General features: G+C 54.1%; 13 protein-coding genes and 1 other RNA gene. 11 read left to right on the plus strand and 3 right to left on the minus strand.

The window, feature by feature from the left end; translation table 11 throughout:
- Positions 1-26: 26 nt before the first annotated feature.
- The 7 genes from BM123_RS05235 (at position 27) to BM123_RS05265 (ending at position 8,882) form a co-directional block, all read left to right on the plus strand.
- Positions 27-527 carry a GyrI-like domain-containing protein gene (locus tag BM123_RS05235; RefSeq protein WP_090166011.1) on the plus strand — a complete coding sequence of 167 codons (501 nt, stop codon included), beginning with the start codon at positions 27-29 and terminating at the stop codon, positions 525-527.
- Between the two features lie 80 nt (positions 528-607).
- Positions 608-1,033 carry a gamma-glutamylcyclotransferase family protein gene (locus BM123_RS05240; protein WP_090166013.1) on the plus strand — a complete coding sequence of 142 codons (426 nt, stop codon included), beginning with the start codon at positions 608-610 and terminating at the stop codon, positions 1,031-1,033.
- Between the two features lie 88 nt (positions 1,034-1,121).
- Positions 1,122-2,393 (plus strand): exonuclease SbcCD subunit D C-terminal domain-containing protein, encoded by a 1,272-nt coding sequence (locus BM123_RS05245; RefSeq protein WP_090166015.1) that lies wholly within the window; start codon positions 1,122-1,124, stop codon positions 2,391-2,393.
- Positions 2,390-5,500, plus strand: coding sequence for an AAA family ATPase (locus BM123_RS05250; RefSeq protein ID WP_090166017.1), 3,111 nt, complete (start codon positions 2,390-2,392; stop codon positions 5,498-5,500). The genes BM123_RS05245 and BM123_RS05250 overlap by 4 nt, the downstream gene beginning before the upstream one ends.
- Before the next feature lie 1,191 nt (positions 5,501-6,691).
- Positions 6,692-7,063, plus strand: a complete 372-nt coding sequence (hpf, locus tag BM123_RS05255) for a ribosome hibernation-promoting factor, HPF/YfiA family (protein ID WP_090166019.1) — start codon at positions 6,692-6,694, stop codon at positions 7,061-7,063.
- 160 nt (positions 7,064-7,223) lie between these two features.
- Positions 7,224-8,189, plus strand: a complete 966-nt coding sequence (locus tag BM123_RS05260) for a phosphoribosylaminoimidazolesuccinocarboxamide synthase (protein ID WP_090166021.1) — start codon at positions 7,224-7,226, stop codon at positions 8,187-8,189.
- A 66-nt stretch (positions 8,190-8,255) separates the two neighbouring features.
- Positions 8,256-8,882: a fumarylacetoacetate hydrolase family protein gene (locus BM123_RS05265; protein WP_090166023.1), complete on the plus strand. Its 627-nt coding sequence runs from the start codon at positions 8,256-8,258 to the stop codon at positions 8,880-8,882.
- Positions 8,883-9,051: 169 nt separating this feature from the next.
- On the opposite strand, the gene BM123_RS05270 is transcribed toward BM123_RS05265, so the two are convergent.
- Positions 9,052-10,710, minus strand: a complete 1,659-nt coding sequence (locus BM123_RS05270; protein ID WP_090166025.1) for a C1 family peptidase — start codon at positions 10,708-10,710, stop codon at positions 9,052-9,054.
- A gap of 418 nt (positions 10,711-11,128) precedes the next feature.
- Here BM123_RS05270 and BM123_RS05275 point away from each other — a divergent pair, with 418 nt between their 5' ends.
- Positions 11,129-11,854 (plus strand): LytR/AlgR family response regulator transcription factor, encoded by a 726-nt coding sequence (locus tag BM123_RS05275; RefSeq protein ID WP_090166027.1) that lies wholly within the window; start codon positions 11,129-11,131, stop codon positions 11,852-11,854.
- A gap of 9 nt (positions 11,855-11,863) precedes the next feature.
- On the opposite strand, the gene BM123_RS05280 is transcribed toward BM123_RS05275, so the two are convergent.
- The gene (locus tag BM123_RS05280; RefSeq protein WP_175489258.1) at positions 11,864-13,996 is read right to left on the minus strand and encodes a tetratricopeptide repeat-containing sensor histidine kinase; all 2,133 of its coding nucleotides are present in this window, start codon (positions 13,994-13,996) and stop codon (positions 11,864-11,866) included.
- A gap of 114 nt (positions 13,997-14,110) precedes the next feature.
- Here BM123_RS05280 and ssrA point away from each other — a divergent pair.
- The 3 genes from ssrA (at position 14,111) to BM123_RS05295 (ending at position 16,567) form a co-directional block, all read left to right on the plus strand.
- Positions 14,111-14,485: a transfer-messenger RNA gene (gene ssrA, locus BM123_RS05285) on the plus strand.
- A 103-nt stretch (positions 14,486-14,588) separates the two neighbouring features.
- Positions 14,589-15,374, plus strand: coding sequence for an MBL fold metallo-hydrolase (locus BM123_RS05290; RefSeq protein ID WP_090166031.1), 786 nt, complete (start codon positions 14,589-14,591; stop codon positions 15,372-15,374).
- A 56-nt stretch (positions 15,375-15,430) separates the two neighbouring features.
- Positions 15,431-16,567, plus strand: a complete 1,137-nt coding sequence (locus BM123_RS05295; RefSeq protein WP_090166032.1) for a class I SAM-dependent methyltransferase — start codon at positions 15,431-15,433, stop codon at positions 16,565-16,567.
- 167 nt (positions 16,568-16,734) lie between these two features.
- Here the strand turns inward: BM123_RS05295 and BM123_RS05300 are convergent, their stop codons facing one another.
- Positions 16,735-17,673, minus strand: coding sequence for an alpha/beta fold hydrolase (locus BM123_RS05300; RefSeq protein ID WP_090166034.1), 939 nt, complete (start codon positions 17,671-17,673; stop codon positions 16,735-16,737).
- Positions 17,674-17,832 lie beyond the last annotated feature (159 nt).

Raw genomic sequence — 17,832 nt, forward strand, 5'->3', positions numbered from 1 at the left:
TCTTTTCCTGAAAAATTTCTCTTCCCATGCCCCCCTCCCGAATCATCCATCTCCCACCCAAAAAACTCCTAGGTCATTCCCGCCGGATGTCCTTGTCTGCCAACGAAACGATAGCTATGTTTCGGGGTTTTATGTCGAAGGTGAAAACAATCGAAAACCGAACCAACGAAAGCGTAATCGATCTCAGGATTTATGATGCCGGAACGGACCTGGCAACTTTCAGCCCCATGACTCCCTTCACGAAATGGGTCGCCGTTGAGGTAAACGAGTTCCCGGCTGACGGAAGAGACCTTGCCCGCTACAACTTTTCTGGCGGACTTTACGCCATGTTTCTCCATCGGGGTCCCGCATCCGCCTTCGGGAAGGTAATCGGTCAAATCTTCGGTCAGTGGCTTCCAGGCTCGGGCTATTTGCTCGATGATCGGCCTCACTTTGAAGTCTTACCCAAAGGCTACCGGATGGATGATCCTGACGCTGAAGAAGAAATCTGGATTCCCATAAAGCCAACCGAAAGGCCAGCGGAGTAGTTTCATTCATTCCCACCATTCCCTCATTCTCCCATTCCCTCATTCTCCCATTCCTTCATTCTCCCATTCCTTCATTCATTATGTATCTATTCGTCTACGGCACTTTGATGAGCAATATTCCCTCTTCTATGAGCAAGTTTTTGCGGCGAAGGGGCACCTTAATTGGAAAAGGAACGGTAGTCGGAACATTGTATGATCTGGGACAATACCCTGGCTTTGTCGCTGGTGGCGAAGGCAAAGTGAAAGGAGAATTGTATCGCCTGGAAGAAGCCCGGGCTGAACAAACGATGGAAATGCTGGACGCCTACGAATCCGTCACTGGTGCTCCGGAGGATGAATACCGCAAAATTGAGCTGAAGGTCACCGTCGGAGACGGAGGGACCTTTACGGCTGTTACCTACGAGTTCACGAAGTCAGTAGTGGATAAAAAGACTATTCCGCTAGGGAACTACTCCGCTTTTTACCCGACAAACACCGAGCACCAGCGCTTCGTGAATGGCGGCTGAGTGCATTTGCTAACAACAAGCGTACCTTTCCGCCTCCAAAATGCAGTAGCCCAAAGAACTAAAATACCAAAGAACCAAAATACCCCCCTTGCGCATCCTCCATACAGCAGACTGGCACCTTGGCCACCGCCTCTACGAGCGGGACCGCACCGAAGAACACCGGGCGGCGCTGGCGTGGTTACTCCAGACCATTGAGGAGGAAAGAGTAGACTTGCTGGTCATTGCCGGTGATATTTTTGACGTCACTAATCCGGCAAATCAGGCGAGGGAGCTATACTACGATTTTCTGGGTAAGCTGATCAAAACGCGCTGCGAAGCGGCGGTCATTATTGGAGGGAACCACGACTCTGCGACGATGCTGGATGCGCCCCGGGGACTGCTGCAATCGCTTCAGTTGCATGTGGTGGGGGCGGCGCGGGCGCAGGTGCAAAGCGAAGTTCTCCGAATAGCCATGCCCGGCAAAGACAGCCCCTCCGTGCTGGTGGCTGCGGTTCCTTACCTGCGGGAACGGGACTTGCGCAAGGGACAGTTCGGTGAAAAATCCGAAGACCGCCTGACGGCCATGCGCGCCGGCATTCGCCAGCACTACGAGGAAGTAGCTGCCGCCGCCGAGGCTATGCGCCAGGCCGGCGAACCCATCATAGCCACCGGCCACCTCTTCGCCAGCGGAGCAACGGACGCCGAGGATAAGAAGTCCCACATCTATCAGGCAGACGAGCATAACATCGACGCCGGTCACTTCCCGGACTGCTTCGACTACGTGGCCCTGGGCCACGTGCACCGGGCGCAGAGCGTGGGAGAGAAAGATCACGTTCGTTATTCCGGTAGCCTCATCCCCCTCACTTTCGTGGAAGGGCAGCGGCCCCGCTCGGTCCGAATCGTAGACCTGGGTAAGGCCGGAGAGAAAGTCAGCAGCCATAAGCTCGAGGTTCCCTACGCCCGCAACCTTCACCGGGTAAACGGCCCGCTGGAAAGCATCCTGCTGGAGCTGCAAACCCTGGCCACCCGCTACCTCGCCGAAAAGCCAGCGCTGCAACCCTGGGTCGAGGTGAAAATCCAAACCGATACGCGTATCCCGAATCTTCGCCGGACCCTGCTGGACGCCGTCCGCGCCGTGAGCGATGCTGAAGGGGACCGACTCCCACTAGAGATCGTCCGGATCTCTACGGAAAGGCAAAGCCCCGTCCCGCAGGATTGCGGGACGCCCCAAGACACCCGCCAGCTCAACGAGCTTGACCCCGAAGACGTCTTCACCCGCCTCCTCGCCACCGAAGGCGGCGATGCTGAAACCACCACCGCCCTGCTATCCGATTTCCGCACCCTGCGTAACTGGATGAACGATGAAATGACTGCCGAATGAGGATACTGCGCATCGGCATCACCAACCTCAATTCGCTGCGGGGAACGCAGACGATCGACTTCACCACGGACCCACTGGCGAGTAACCAACTCTATGCCATCGTGGGGCCCACCGGCGCTGGTAAGACGACCATCCTGGATGCCATCACCCTGGCGCTCTACGGCCAAACCGAGCGGAACAAAGATGAAAAAGACCGCAAAGACGGTAGCGGTAGCATCATGAGTTATGGCGAAGGTGAATGCCGTGCGGAGCTGGAATACGAAACCTCCGCTGGCCGCTTCCGCAACGTCTGGCACCGGCAGCGCGCCCACAAGAAACCCGAAAAAGACCTGACCGCCAGCCGCCGGGAAATCAATAAATGGAACCCTAAAACGGAAGAGTGGGACCTGCTGGCCACCAAGAAAAAAGAGGTTGATGAGCAGACGGTGAAAACTGTGGGCCTTGATTACGAACGCTTCGTCCGGAGCGTAATGCTTACGCAGGGTGACTTTGCCCGATTCCTGAAAAGTAAGCCGGGGGACAAGGCCGCCATCCTGGAAAAAATCACCGGAACGGAGATTTACAAGGACCTCAGCATCGCTGCCTTTGCCCGCGCCAAACTGGCCCGCGAAGCCCACGACCGGGCGACCCAGGAACTGGAATCCTCTCCGCCCCTGAATACGGAAGACCGGCAGCGGCTCAATGAACAGGCGATCCGGCAAAAAGCCGAGCTGGACAATTTGAAAAAAACAGTCGCTAAAGTAGTTGGTCAGCTGGCTTTGTACGAGCAGTTGGGAACGCTGCAAGCAAAAGAGACAACGGCCAAAACTGAGGTCGAGCGACTGGAAAAAGCCTGGTCCTCGGCCTCCGTGGATCGTGACCGGCTGGCTAAAAGCGATGCCCTGCAAGCCCTGCGCTCCGATCTGGAAGCCGAACTGCGTTTGGCTCAATCGTTGGCTAAACTAACGGAAGATCTGAGCGCCATTGCACTGGAGCATACCACACTGGACGGCGGGCTTAAGGTAGCAACGGAGGCCATTGCCTCCGCCCAGGAAAAACTCAATGACTACTATGAGAAGCTGCCCGCCCGGGAAAAAAAGTTTGCCAAAGTAGCCGAACTGGAGCGAGAAATTACCTCTCTGCAGAAGGACATGGAACTGGACCAGAAACGGCAAAAAAGCCTGGAGCAAAGTCTTGGCGAGCAGCGGGCCAAGGGAGCCGAACTGGAGCAATCCATCGTTGCCATCCGCAGGGAGTTGGCCGGGCTGGAACCAGAAAAAATCCGGGAGCGCCTGGAAGCTTTAGAGGGCTCCATTCCTCTTGCAGGTAAGGAGCGGGAGGCTTTGGAACTACGCCTGAATCGCCGCCGGACGGCGGATCGCCTGGCGGCAGAGGAGGCGCTGGCCATTAAGGCCAACGCTTCGTTAAAGGCGTCCATGTCGGCTTTGACCACTGCCGAGAAGGCCGTGGCGGAGGCGGAGCTTGCCCTCAAAGATCGCCAGCTGGTTGTTAATAACCTGCGCCTGAGTGCTTCCCTCAGCGAACACAAACACAACCTGAAGCCGGGCGAAGAATGTCCGGTTTGTGGTGCCATTGAACACCCGGGCCTTAAAAACTTTGAGCCGGTCACCGACTCCGCCCTTGAGCGGACGCAGGCCGACGAAAAACGTGCGCAGGCAGAATTGGCATCCCGCCGGGAGGCGCTGGACAAGGCTCGCCGGTCGGAGACGGACCTACGCCGGCAGGTGGATGGCCACCAGGCATTGATCAGTGAACTGAGCACCCAGCTTGGCACGGTAGAGACGGAAGCCGCATCGGTAGCCTCCTTAGCGGAGCAGCTCAAAACCCTGAACGAGCGAATACAGGCCGAGAGCGAAGAGCAAAGTAAGCTGCGGAGTCTGCAGGTAAAACTGCCTAAACTGCTTACACTGGAAACGGAATCAGCCTCAGTAAAAGCCAGGGTAGGGGAGCTGGAGACAGAGCTTAAGGCGGTAACCGGTACCCTGGAAGCAGCCCGAAAAGCGGCTGCCGGAAAACGGGAGAAAATCAGGGCGGAAGTAGGCGACCGCACCGCCGAAGAATGCCGGGAACTTACCCGGAAGAAAAAGGAGGAGTTGATGGCTGCACTGGCTTCCGCAGAAAAGCAGGCCAGTGAGCGGAAAACGGAATTGGCGGCTCTGGTATCCCGTCAGGCGGTCATCCGGGAACAGAGCGATAAGCAAACGGCCGAGCTGAAAGTGGTGCGCGAGCGGCTTGCAGCCGGACTCGCCGAAAAGGGCCTGTCCTCCGATCAGGCCCGTCAAACCCTGCTTCCCGAAAACGAAACCCTGCACCTGCGTGCGCGCCTGAACGAATTGACGACCGAACGGGCGACGGCCAAAAGTGCCTATGCTCTTCTCATTGCTGAACTGGCCGAGGCTGCCAAGCTAACCCATGATCTCCCTGACCGGGAGACACTGGATAAAGAAAAAGCGCAGCAGGAATTCGCCGTTAGTGAAGCCGACCGAATGATCGGTGCCATTGAGCTGCAAATCAAGCAGGATGATGCTCGTATTGCGGCGGTAGCCGAACAGCAGGCTCGTCTGGAGGGCATTCGTAAAGAGGCCGATCGGTGGGCGCGCCTGAACGACCTCATCGGCTCCGCCGACGGGAAAAAGTTTCGCAGCTACGCCCAGGCCATTACCCTGCAGCAACTCATTGAAGTAGGCAACGACCACCTGAGGCGCATCAACCCGCGCTATCGCATGGCTTACGAGCCGCCGGAAGCCGGCGGCCCCGAAAAGCTCGAAATGGTCATCATCGATCAGTACCAAAACGATAACCGGCGGACGATCTACACCCTCTCCGGCGGAGAATCTTTCCTTATCAGTCTGGCCCTCGCTCTGGGACTGTCTGATTTGGCCGGCGGCAGCTCCATGATGCAATCCCTGTTCATTGATGAAGGCTTCGGTACTCTCGACGGCAAAACCCTCGATCAGGCCATGACCACCCTGGAACAACTCCAGGCTCAGGGCAAAACCATCGGGCTCATCTCCCACGTTCCCCAACTCCGCGAACGCATCCACTGCCAGATTCGTCTGGAGCCGGTGGGCGACGGCTTTAGCCGCTTAGAGGTGGTGGATGGTTGAGCCGTCAGCTATGGGATAATCTTTTCTACCGGGGATTAGAATGATAGGGTGTAAGAATTATAGAATTACCTCCCTTTTCTGTGTACCTCTGTGAAAACCTCCGTGTCCCTCGGTGGTTAAAAACGGCCACACGAGCCTACTTTGATCTGAACTCCCCGTCGCGCAGTGACCAAAATCTGTGCAAATCCGTGCTAATCTGTGGTTAAAACTACGAAGCAGCCCCCTCCTTTGTGTACCTCTGTGAAAACCTCCGTGCCCCTCTGTGGTTAAAAACGGCCACACGAGCCTACTTTGATCTAATCTCCCCGTCGCGCAGCGATTAAAATCTGTGCTTCAAACCTGTGTAAATCCGTGCTAATCTGTGGTTAAAACTACGAAGCACCTCCCTCCTCTGTGTACCTCTGTGAAAACCTCCGTGTCCCTCGGTGGTTAAAAACGGCCACACGAGCCTACTTTGATCTAATCTCCCCGTCGCGCAGCGACCAAAATCTGTGCTTCAAATCTGTGTAAATCCGTGCTAATCTGTGGTCAAACCTGCGAAGCAGCCCTCTCCTCTGTGTACCTCTGTGAAAACCTCCGTGCCCCTCTGTGGTTAAAAATGGCCACACGAGCCTACTTTGATCTAAACACTCCGTCGCGCAGCGACCAAAATCTGTGCTTCAAATCTGTGTAAATCCGTGCTAATCTGTGGTCAAACCTGCGAAGCAGCCCTCTCCTCTGTGTACCTCTGTGAAAACCTCCGTGTCCCTCGGTGGTTAAAAACGGCCACACGAGCCTACTTTGATCTAATCTCCCCGTCGCGCAGCGATTAAAATCTGTGCTTCAAACCTGTGTAAATCCGTGCTAATCTGTGGTTAAAACTACGAAGCAGCCCCCTCCTCTGTGTACCTCTGTGAAAACCTCCGTGTACCTCCGTGGTTAGAAAACAGCCACACGAGACTCCCCCAATCAATTGGTTATCAGCCCCTCCGGAAATCCCGAACTTCAACGTTTGCATTTCCAATCCATAAACCCTAGCTTACCAGTACTCCCGGAGATTTCTTATCCATTGGTCGATGGTTTCCGGACTGCCGACGATGATATTTATCAACGGGCGAACGAATAGCCCCTCCACGGGGTTTTCATTTAAAATAAACCTGGAGCGCCATCAGTTATCTGAGCTCTGATTTCTTAACCAAAACCTGACATTATATGCAGATTACCATTCACAAGTCCGGAGAACTCCTGGACAGTACTAAGCAGGTCATCAATGATAAAGTAACCAAGCTGGAGACCTTCTACGACCGGATCGAGCGTGCCGACGTCTACATCAAAGACGACGACGGCACGGCCGCCAACGGTCATAAAGTGGAAGTTCGCCTGGCCATCCCGGGTAACGATCTCTTCGCCGAGTATACTGACCCCAGTATCAAGCGCGCCATTGCTGACGTTACGGAAGCACTGCGCCGCCAAATCAAAAAACATAAGGAAAAGGAACAAGCCCGGAATTCTGCCGGACCTTCCGTTATGCCCGTCCAGGATGAATTGGATGAGGATATTGCTGTCTCTGAGGAGCAGCTCTAAGAGATTCTCGATTAGCTTCGCTGAGCCCTTTGGGGTTCTCGATTTACGGCCTCTATTGCTAAGCAGTAGGGGCCGTATTCTTTGGAGGTAAATCAAAAATCATGAATCGGGAATCGGGAATAGAGAATCGTCTGCATATCTTTGGCCCAAACTTTTCCCCATGTCTCAGGCACTCCGCGAAACCAACCTCAAATTTGATCCTCCCGCTGAATTTTATCGCGGTAAAGTGCGGGACGTTTACCGCCGGGGAGACCAACTGTTGATGGTGGCCAGCGACCGGATTTCCAGCTTTGATCACGTGTTGCCCAAGGCCATCCCGCATAAGGGGCAAATACTGAACCAGACAGCGATTCATTTCCTGGAAGCCACGCGGGATATCTGCCCGAACTGGCTGGAGCTGTCGCCCGATCCTAACGTAGCCATTGGCAAAGCCTGTGAGGCGATTCCGATCGAGATGGTCATCCGGGGCTACGCCGTGGGGCATGCCTGGCGGACCTACAAAAAAGCAAAGGACGAGGCGCGGACGCCGGTGCTGTGTGGGGTTGAAATGCCGGGTGGGATGCGCGAAGCGGATGCCTTTCCAGAACCCATCATTACCCCGGCGACGAAAGCTGAGGAAGGCCACGATGAAGACATCAGCCGGGAGGATATCCTGGCCCGCGGCATCGTCTCCGAAGCCATCTACACCAAGCTCGAAGACTATACCCGTCGCCTCTTCAGCCGGGGCACCGCCATGGCCGCCGAGCGCGGCCTCATCCTGGTGGACACGAAGTATGAGTTCGGTCTCCTTGATGGAGAGATCTACCTCATCGACGAGATCCACACCCCCGACTCCAGCCGCTACTTCTACGCCGAGGGCTACGCCGAGCGGCAGGCGAAGGGTGAGCGCCAGAGACAACTCTCCAAGGAGTTCGTCCGCGAATGGCTCATGGACAATGGCTTCCAGGGCCTCGACGGACAGACCATGCCCGATATGCCGGACTCTTTCGTCGAGCTCGTCACTAAGCGCTACACCGAACTCTACGAAACCATCACCGGTAAAACCTTCGTTCCCGCGGAGACTTCGGATATTGAGGGGCGTATCGGGACGAACCTTGCCGCGACGGATTGGCGGGTAGCTTTGTAGCGCCGACTTCAGTCGGCGTAAGCCAGAACCTCCGCCGACTAAAGTCGGCGGTACAAAAAATAACGAATGAAAATCTTCTGCATCGGCCGCAACTACGCCGCCCACGCCGCCGAACTCGGCAACAAAGCTCCCGGAAAACCGATGGTTTTCATGAAGCCGCCCACGGCTATTCTACCGAACAATAAGCCGTTCTACTACCCGGATTACTCCGAGAACATTCACTTCGAGACGGAGCTGGTGATCAAGATCGCCAAGAACGGCCGCCACGTGCAGCCGCAGTTTGCGATGGACTATGTCGGTGCCATCGGGCTGGGCCTCGACCTTACCGCCCGGGATCTGCAAAACGAGCTCAAGGCTAAGGGCCACCCCTGGGAAATCGCCAAGGGCTTCGACAACTCAGCGCCGCTGGGCAAGGAATTCTTCGCCCCGGAGCAGTTCGCCGACCTCAACGACATTGAATTCCGGATGGAGAAAAACGGCGAAGAAGTTCAGCACGGCCACAGCCGGAACATGATCTTTGACCTGACGGCGCTGATCTGCTACGTAAGCCAGTACTTCCGCCTGCAGAAGGGGGACCTGCTCTTTACCGGTACGCCCGAAGGGGTTGGACCAATTGCTAAAGGGGATGAGCTGGTCGGTTTCCTCAGCCTCAAGGACGGAGAGCGGGAGATGTTCCGGACGCGGGTGAAGTAGTCAAGGAATCAGAGAGTCAAGCAGTCAAACAGTGCTCCCTGATTGTTGGACTATTTGACTGCTTGACTCTCTGACCCTCCCCTTGCACCTGCGTCCGCGCCCCAAAAGCCGACGGCCCGATCCTTTTCAGGAGCAGACCGCCGGACACCTTTCCGATTCGTACTATAATTTAATAGGAGCATTCCATCGTAGCGTATTCTGTGTCGAGAAAGGAACCCCAGATTTTGTAGCAGGCCTGGATGGAGTTGGAGTTAAAGGTCTTGTCGAAATTCAGTGGGTCGGTTACCAGAATGCCATCTACCTTCAAGCGCACGTTTCTAGCCTGCTTTGGTAACTGGTGCTCAAAGCTGAAGAAAGCACTGATTTTCTTTTCAAACTTCTTTGCTTGTCCGTTAAGCGTATAGGTCAGCGTGACATTGGCTACATACAATGCTTCGCTATAAACGGTGACGTAATTGGGCTCGGTGATCTCGAAGCCGTCCAGTCGGTCAGCATAAACAACGTAAGCTTCGAAGACTGCATTCTTGACGTGGTCGTAGCCGATCCATCCGTAGCCATCATCACCCCAGTTGGTGCCCCAGGAGTTTTGCAGTTTGAAGGCACGCTTACTGTCGTCGTAGCCCATAATGACCATGGCGTGGGCGGCGTGCGTGCCATTGACTCCTCCTACTCCTGTATCCCAAACGTATCCGCGACGTCCCTGCTTGAAAGCAGTTGTCAGGTTGGCTCCCACCAGAATGGGATAGCCGTCGTTGAGCAATGATTTGAGATTGCGCTCCGTAAGCTGGTCGTTTTCAATGAGCGCATACTGGTCGATCTTGTTCATGGCTGCCAGTGGGTTCTCAGGTTCTTTGTAGTTGTCGACCGTTCCACAACCATTCCGGTCAGAATAGGGGGCTGCGGCCAGGGGGGCGATGCCAGCGTATTTCAGATGGTCCAGTGCGCCACGGCGTTCAGGGGTGCCGACGAAATAACTACCGTTGCTACAATCCTTATTGTTGAGGTTAACCCGGTTGAAGAGGTACTCCGGGCTGCCGATTTGCATGGTGTTGAGGTTTTTAGTGCCGAGGTAGTAGTAGTCAAGACCACTTCTCTTTCTCATCTCATAGCTCATAATGCCATAGCCCAGGGCCCAGGCTACGCAACTGCCTTCACTCCCCTGGTTGCCGATGGGAGGCATATCGAGGTTGAAAACCCCTGTCTTAGGCGCGGTGTTGCTACCCCCAACGGCTACTTTTTTCACGTAGGCTTTAATGGCCGGTGGGGTAGGTGTAGCGCCGTAGGAAAGGTTCGAAATATCATGGGCAGGGCCCAGTTTGGGCTGGGGCTGGGGTTTGGGGTCTGGGTTCGGACCTGGCTGCGGAGCAACGGCTCCCTTATATCCTTTCAATACCCACTGTGCGCCCCACTGTCCGGGCTCCATCGGACCACATTCCAGGCCTGCATTGTGGATGTGCAGGTAGGTGCCTCTCCAGCGGTTTTTAATGCGGACAAAGTTGCCGCCGGCAGGTTCAATCGTCCACTGCGCAGACCACCAGCCGGGCTTAATGGCGCCAGCTTCCGTTGGCCCTACGTCTACATTTTGCAGCAGATAGGTACCCCGCCAGCGGTTTTTGAAGCGGACGTACCCGCCACCGGCGTCTTCGACGATCCAGTCTTTAGACCACCAGCCGGCTTCCGTCAGCCCAAAAGCAGGGCTGGGCTCCTGAAGGTGAACCTGAGGGTTAGCCCCGAAATTTTTCTGCCAGCGACTCTCAATTTGTACGAAGTTCTGTGCGGCCAGGAAGCCGGAAGCAAGCAGTAGGAATAGAAAAAGTGTAGCTCTCATAATTACTTGATTTTTACTTGTTTTGAAGTTAAAGGGATGCTATTCGTTCCTTTTGTCTGACACAAAGATTGGAGCGAAAAGAGAGCTACATCAGGCTTTGGTCATGAACGGGAGCCTTATGGGTATGAGCGGGCGGAATTTGCGCTTTGGCAGTTGGGCCCGGAACGCTTGTAGGTCGTTTCAATGTTCCTGCAGGAAGTCTGAGCTGACCTTCACGCGTCCCTGAAAGGACCTTGAAACGTCAGCGATCCCCGCCCTCAATTATTTGCAAACCGTACCTTTACGCTAAGAACCCGTTTAAACTTTTCGTTCGCGACCTTATCCGGGCCCTGATTTCCCCTGGCTTCGGAGCGGCCAGCTCAGAGTACGAAGTACTGCGCAGCAAAAAGTTTATACGGGTTCTAACCTGCTTTACCATATGACCATACTTATCGTTGAAGATGAGCCCCTTTACGCCACTCATTTAGAAATGCTGGCAGAGGACCTGGGACATGAAGTCCTGGGATGCGCAGTGGATGCTGACAGTGCGCTGGAAATGGTAAAAGACAGTTTTCCCGATTTACTCCTGATGGATATCAATATCCCCGGAGCCTATGATGGCGTAGAGACTGCTGAGCGTATACAGCAATTAGGGCCCTGTTCTGTCATTTTTATTACCGCAGAGAAAGACGACCGGACTTTTCAACGGGCCAGTAGAACTGGCCCCGTTAACTTCCTGCTCAAGCCTTTTGATGACTTGCAGGTTAGCCGGGCCATTCAACTGGCCTCCGGCTCCCCGACGACAGCCGCGAACGCGTCTGTTCCGAAAAAAACAACGGAAGAGGAAGAGAACCTTTACGTGAAAACGGGAAAAAACCTCCGCAAAATCCCCCTGTCGGAAATCACTTCCGTCAATGCTGACGGACGATACTGTGAAATTCACACAACCACTAACCGATACCTGATCCGGATGCCGCTCCAGGAACTGGAAGGGCGCCTGCCCGCTGACCGCTTTATGCGCACCCACCGAAGTCATCTGGTGAATGAACAGTTTGTTGAGTCTGTAGACTTGCAGGACAGCGAGATAGTGCTCATTGGCGGCCGGCGGGTGCCCCTGGCTAAACGAGAGCGGGAAGAATTCCTGCGCAGAATCGGAAAGCTGTAATCGGCTGATTTAGCCACGAGGCAACAAAACAGAAACCCGTGCCCCTTCGCCGGCTTTGCTGTCCAGTTCAATACGGCCCCCGTGTAGCTCAGCCAGATCCCGGCAAAGGATTAGCCCCAGCCCGGTTCCCGATTTTCTTCTTCCACTACCACTTCTGCCGCGGTGAAGACTAAACAGCTGCTGCTGATCTTCTTCAGAAACTCCTTTGCCCTGGTCACTCACCGTAATGATGTCCATTTTCCCTTCCTGGCGATGGCTTAGGGTGACAACACTTTGTTGCCCGGCCGGCGTAAACTTGACTGCATTGCCGAGCAGGTTTCGAAGTATGGTTTGCAGGGCATTATGATCGGCGTTGACGTAGGTGCCTTCGGGAACCTCATTGCGAAGATCAATGTCTTTTTCCCTGGCGGCCGGAGCGTATAAAGCCAGGTTGTTCTCCATTATTTTGGTTAAAGAAAGGCGTTCCTTTTTCAGGGTGATGGCGCCAGATTGGCTCAGGGCCCATTGCAGCAAATTGTCTAATAGCCCGTTTAACCGATCGGCCGTTCCGCTAATGTTGCCAACCACCCGCTTCACTGCATCGGTTTTGCCCCGGTCGAAGAGCCTGTTGACCTGATTTCCCGCAGTACTCAGTGCTACAATAGGGTTGCGCAGGTCATGGGCAATGATGCCGAAAAAGCGGTCTTTAGTGGCATTCAGCTCGTTGAGCTCATCATTTTGAGCCGCCAGCTTCTGGCGGGCTTTCCGGAGCCTGAGGAAGAAGAACAAACCCATAAGTAATAACAGGCCCAGAAGCCCGGCGGCGGTTTGAAACAAACGCCGGCTTGCGGTGGCTTGCTGCCGTTCAGCATCTAACCGAAGAATTTCGTTCTCTTTCTCTTTAGTCTCAAACTGATTGTAGTAAAGCAGCAAGGCGTTGTTTCGGTTAGCTCCCTGGATGCTATCCTTCAGCGTCATTAACGCTCGGGTATATTGCTCAGCGGCGCGGTAGTTACCTTGCTTTTTATATAAATCGGACAAGAACTCAGTATACATCAACTGCTCCGCCGGATCGTTCTTTTCGATGGCTTCCTGATAGAGTGCTTCCCCGGTGGCCTGCGCTTCGTTTAAGCGGTTGTTGGTAAGTTGGTACAGAAAAGTAGACTGACGGTAAAGAAAGCCGTTAGCTTCCCGGAGCTCAGGGTTTTCTTCTAACAAGCTCGTGTATTGCTGGTAATAGAGATTGAGAGAATCCTGATTCTTCATCCGGTAAAAGGCTTCTACCAGGCCATTGTAGGCATAGGTCAGGCTTATTCCTTGCGCACTCGGAGGAAGGTCGTAGGTGAGTACCTTCAGGTAGCGATCTCTTGCGGCAGGGTAGTTATTCGTCAGAAGCAGATTACGTCCGATATTGGTTTGTGTCCCTGCAATACCAATAACGGATTTTGAAGTGGCCGTCGTTTTATCAAGGTATTCCACAGCCTGATCATACAAACCTATCTGGCTGTAGACAATGCCCAGTTCCGTATACATCTCGTTCAAGACGTTCGGCGGGGTGGTTCTTGCCCGAATCAGATCGATCCCCTTAGTCAGCACCAGGGCTGCAGGCACAAACTGTCCACTCGCATTATAGGATTTGCCCAGAAAGTTATAGAGCTCCGCAGCCATCGAATCCCGAAAAGCCGGCGGACGGAGGCCTGAGACCAACTCTAAGGCAAGCGTATCGTAATGAATACCCTGATCGTAGATCTGGTTAAAGAAAGCAGACTTGGCTGCTTCATGATAGAGGTAAATCTTGTTGCGTAAACTTTCTACATCTTCTACGCGGGTAACGTAATGCAGCGAAAGAGAATCTGCAAGCGCAAATTGAGCGACGAAATTGGCTGATGTGATTAAATCAAGAGCATAAATTACTTCATCCTGAAAGGAGTTTAACTTCTTAGCCAAAGCAAGTTGTTCTTTGACCAACATAACCGGATCATCAAAATCCCTGAAGTTATTCGGAGCGACAACGTCGTCAAGAAAGTCCCTGCGATCCCCGTCCTCCTCAATAGTTTCAGCAATTGCTAAAACCGAGTCTACGTTTATCTGTCCGTAAGCGAGGGAGGACAGACCCGCAAAAATGAAGGAAAAGCAGAAGAGTCGAGCAATTGAAACAGTCATAGCAGGTACAATATCAGCAAAAGGTAGTGGAAAAAGTACAAGTAAGGCAACCTTGCGCTCCATTGGTATGTTTTACTCTACGAAGGTCCGCAATACCCACCGCGGAGCCCTAACGGGGGCGTACCGGAATCGACAGGGAAGTAAGCTTTGTAGTAAGCACGCCGGAGCATGATTGGTTACTCCGTAAAAAATAACGATTATACTTCTAGTTGGCACTCCCAGCTACGCTATGGCAGCCTAATCTCTGATTAGAACCATAGTATATAGGCCGCATGGTTGAGGTACCATACACATCACGCCGCCTTCACCCTCTTGGTACTAGTCGCCCATCCTGATCTGAGTGGGAGGCGAAATTAAAGGATCTACGGTTTGGGATTAGAGGGCAACCAATCTTCCCCCGGACCCGACAATCTAACTGGTTCGCTAAGCGTGTAGAAAGCTGCCTTGCGCTTTCGCTGGACGGGAGTTCAAATCTCCCCGCCTCCACTTCACATCCGCCGCGGCTCCTCTCGAGGGGCTGCGGCGGTCCTGTTTGTGGTCTGGTCATCGGTGAACGATCTCGGGCTCCCTACGTTCAACGAAAAAAACAAGTATGAAAAACCTCCTCTTTTTTACGGCGCTTTTCCTATTCGTCGGCTGTGGTCCAAAGAATAATACGAAAAACGATGTCTACGATATTCCCGCGCCTCCTGAAGAGAATAAGGTGATGGAAGTGACCATTCATCCGGTCTTTCACGGATCCCTTGCCCTGACGCACGAAGATAAAACGGTGTTGATTGACCCCTACAACGGAGCAGAACGATACACCAGATTTGGCGCTCCGGACCTACTGATGATTACCCACACGCACGGTGACCATATGGACATGGAAACCCTGAAAGGACTTGACCTGAGCAAAGCGACCCTGCTGGCTCCACAAGCCGTTGCCGATGCGCTGGCCGATCTGACCTTTGCCGGCGTACAAGTGCTCAGGAACGGAGAAACCGCCAGCGAGCATGGTATCAAGGTGGAGGCAGTACCTGCCTACAACCTGCCTTCGGCACCGAAAATGTTCCACCCCAAAGGTGATTTTAATGGCTATGTGCTCACCATCGGCAACGAGACCTACTACTTTTCCGGTGACACCCAGGACGTGCCGGAAATTCGTGCGCTGAAAGGCATCGACTACGCCTTCGTTTGCATGAACCAACCCTATACCATGACCGTGGAGGCTGCAGCGGATATGGTTGCGGAGATGCAGCCTACCGTCGTTTACCCTTACCACTACCGTAATGGAGATGGTACTTTTAGTGATCTGGACCAATTCGAATTACTGGTGAAAGAGTCCGCTCCAGAGGTGGAAGTACGGAAAATGGATTGGTACAAAGAGGCGAAATAGGGGGCGCTCCCCGCAGGTGCAGAGGGCGTTTTAATAAAGCAAAGTACCTTCACGCCATGGCACATCCTGGTACGGTTAAGGTTTCTTTTGGCGGTAGGGATTTTCTCCTGAATCCGCTCGCCACCGGCGGCTCCGCCGCCGAACCCAAACTCAAACCCCTCGACGAGCTCCTCCTCAACTGGGCCTACGGAGAAGAAGGCCCCCGACAGCTACCCACCGCTACGCTCCTGCACGATGAGTTTGGTGTTCTTACCACTTGTCTGAAAGCCCAAAACCACTGCTTCGTCTCCGATAACATCCTGCATCACGATCGAATGCACGAGTGCTTTCGGCTCAATCATGGAGCAGCGGCCACTCTGCCCGAACGGGAAGCCCCCACTGACCCTGGCACGGCTCACCTCATTAACCTGATGCGACTGCCCAAATCGCTTGACCTCTTCGAAGTGTACTTGCAGCGGGTGGCGACTTCCGCTACCCCTGAGACCCGCCTGGCCGTAGGCTTCATGACCCGCCACTTCAGCCCAAGACTTCTGGAAATTGCCGAAAAATATGCCGCTACGGTAAGCCAAAGCCGTGCCTTCAAAAAAGCGCGCCTGCTTGTGCTGGAAGACTTTCTCCCACAACAAACGTCAAAACTGCCACTACGGGAAATGTCGTATCGGGAGAAGATCTACCGCCAATACTATGGCGTCTTTTCCGCCAGCCACATCGACTACGCTACGCAGTTTCTGCTGGAGGAATGGAAGACAAACCCCTTTCTGCAAAAGATAACTGCTCCGGCTAATCTCCTGGACGTTGGCTGCGGCAACGGCGTCATTGGCGACCAGTTGAAAAGGCAACATTACCCCGGTACCCGGCTGGCAGGAACGGACGTCTCCTCCCTGGCTATCGCCTCGGCCGGGATCAACCTCGATGCAGAAGCGGATCTTCAGTGGCGTGCCGACCTTCACCACTGGCCACCCGCGTATTTTGATCTGATCGTCACTAATCCACCCTTTCACGACGGGCATCGGAATACCATCGACACCAGCCTGGAACTATTTGCCCAGGCGAAAGAAAAGCTCAAGCCACAAGGGAATTTCGTGGTGGTGGCCAACCGCCACCTGAACTATGCTACCCATCTTCGGAAACTGTTCGGGGAGGTGCTCTCGGTGGCGGAAAACAAGAAATTTGTGATTTACCGCTGCCGATAGGGGGAGTCTGTTCGCTGCTGGTCGAAACGCTATGCGTTGAGCGCGAGCGGGGCTGAAGGCTCCCGGAGCGTGTATGCGTGGCAGCCATCTGTTAAGGTGTTACACGGCCAAAGTCGCTTCGCTCCCTTGCCCGGCCCGACGCATAGCGTCTCGACCAACCCCTGCTTCTAAAGACTTTCCCCTGCACCTGCGGCTGCGCCCACTATCCTTTCGTTCGTCACGTCGTTCAGCAATTTATGCAGGTAGCGCTTCAGTAGCTTTGGCGTCCGGAAGATCAGGTCATGCTGTCCTTTATCGACCATATGGTGGACGAGTTCTTCCGCATTAATGAGCTGGTCGCAAGCGAAGTAGGCGTTGGGTGGGTAGATGAGCCAGTCGTCCGTGCCGTGTAAAATGACGGTACTGGCGTCGATATTGTCCCATTCGTCTACCATCTCTTCCAGTTGTTCTTCATGACTGAGTTTTTCATTGTTAGCCGTTGACAAAGAAGAGGGAATCAACTTACTCAAAGGCCAGTAACTCGTCGGGTGGGTAATCCAGTAAGTGTATTCTTCGCGGGGAGCCATACTGGCGGACTGCAGCAATAATCCATCGACTATTTCCGGGTAGTCCATTGCAATGCGTGCACTCACGGTTCCGCCATAGCTGCTGCCATGGACCACAACGGGCTGCTCGTCAGACATCCGTCGGGCGGCAATAACGGCCGCCACGTTTTCTGCTTGCTCCCGAACGGAGATCATCGGGATGCCCAGCCCACTACCGCCATAACCCGGCCGGTCGATGGCCAGTAAGTTAGCACGGGACCGCAGGCTACTGTCACGCATCATCGTCACCCAGAAGGAACTGCTGGAAGGCGAGCCATGGATGAAAACCAGTAAGGGTTTGCTGGAATCCTGACCAAGCTGTAAAAACCGAAGTTTACGACTACTGCCCCGTAAATAGCCAAGTTCGACCTGGCCGTATGCGCCGCTGGAAAAGGCGGCAGTCAGCTGTTGATCACTCCATTGGTTATCACTAAAGGGTTTTACGCGGTACACCACGTAAGCGATGAACAGCAGTAGCGGGATTAGCAGCAGAAAAAGGTAGTTTCGTTTTTTGGAGAACATATTGTTAATGTAACCCCGATGGAAGGCGAATCGTTCAGGGGACCTTGAAGCGTCCGGCAGGACCTTCAAGCGTCCCGGCAAGAGCCTTCCAGGCCGCCCGAAGGCCCTGTCGGACGCTTCGAGGACCTTGTCCCGAAGGAGAGCAACCAAAATTCCTCG

Source organism: Neolewinella agarilytica (assembly GCF_900110645.1).
GTDB classification, from domain to species: domain Bacteria; phylum Bacteroidota; class Bacteroidia; order Chitinophagales; family Saprospiraceae; genus Neolewinella; species Neolewinella agarilytica.

Bases quoted from the DNA above. Each gene is read 5' to 3' on its own strand.
- BM123_RS05235 (WP_090166011.1), top strand. From the start codon at position 27: ATGCCCCCCTCCCGAATCATCCATCTCCCACCCAAAAAACTCCTAGGT.
- BM123_RS05240 (WP_090166013.1), top strand. From the start codon at position 608: ATGTATCTATTCGTCTACGGCACTTTGATGAGCAATATTCCCTCTTCT.
- BM123_RS05250 (WP_090166017.1), top strand. From the start codon at position 2,390: ATGAGGATACTGCGCATCGGCATCACCAACCTCAATTCGCTGCGGGGA.
- hpf (WP_090166019.1), top strand. From the start codon at position 6,692: ATGCAGATTACCATTCACAAGTCCGGAGAACTCCTGGACAGTACTAAG.
- BM123_RS05260 (WP_090166021.1), top strand. From the start codon at position 7,224: ATGTCTCAGGCACTCCGCGAAACCAACCTCAAATTTGATCCTCCCGCT.
- BM123_RS05265 (WP_090166023.1), top strand. From the start codon at position 8,256: ATGAAAATCTTCTGCATCGGCCGCAACTACGCCGCCCACGCCGCCGAA.
- BM123_RS05270 (WP_090166025.1), bottom strand. From the start codon at position 10,710: ATGAGAGCTACACTTTTTCTATTCCTACTGCTTGCTTCCGGCTTCCTG.
- BM123_RS05275 (WP_090166027.1), top strand. From the start codon at position 11,129: ATGACCATACTTATCGTTGAAGATGAGCCCCTTTACGCCACTCATTTA.
- BM123_RS05280 (WP_175489258.1), bottom strand. From the start codon at position 13,996: ATGACTGTTTCAATTGCTCGACTCTTCTGCTTTTCCTTCATTTTTGCG.
- BM123_RS05290 (WP_090166031.1), top strand. From the start codon at position 14,589: ATGAAAAACCTCCTCTTTTTTACGGCGCTTTTCCTATTCGTCGGCTGT.
- BM123_RS05295 (WP_090166032.1), top strand. From the start codon at position 15,431: ATGGCACATCCTGGTACGGTTAAGGTTTCTTTTGGCGGTAGGGATTTT.
- BM123_RS05300 (WP_090166034.1), bottom strand. From the start codon at position 17,673: ATGTTCTCCAAAAAACGAAACTACCTTTTTCTGCTGCTAATCCCGCTA.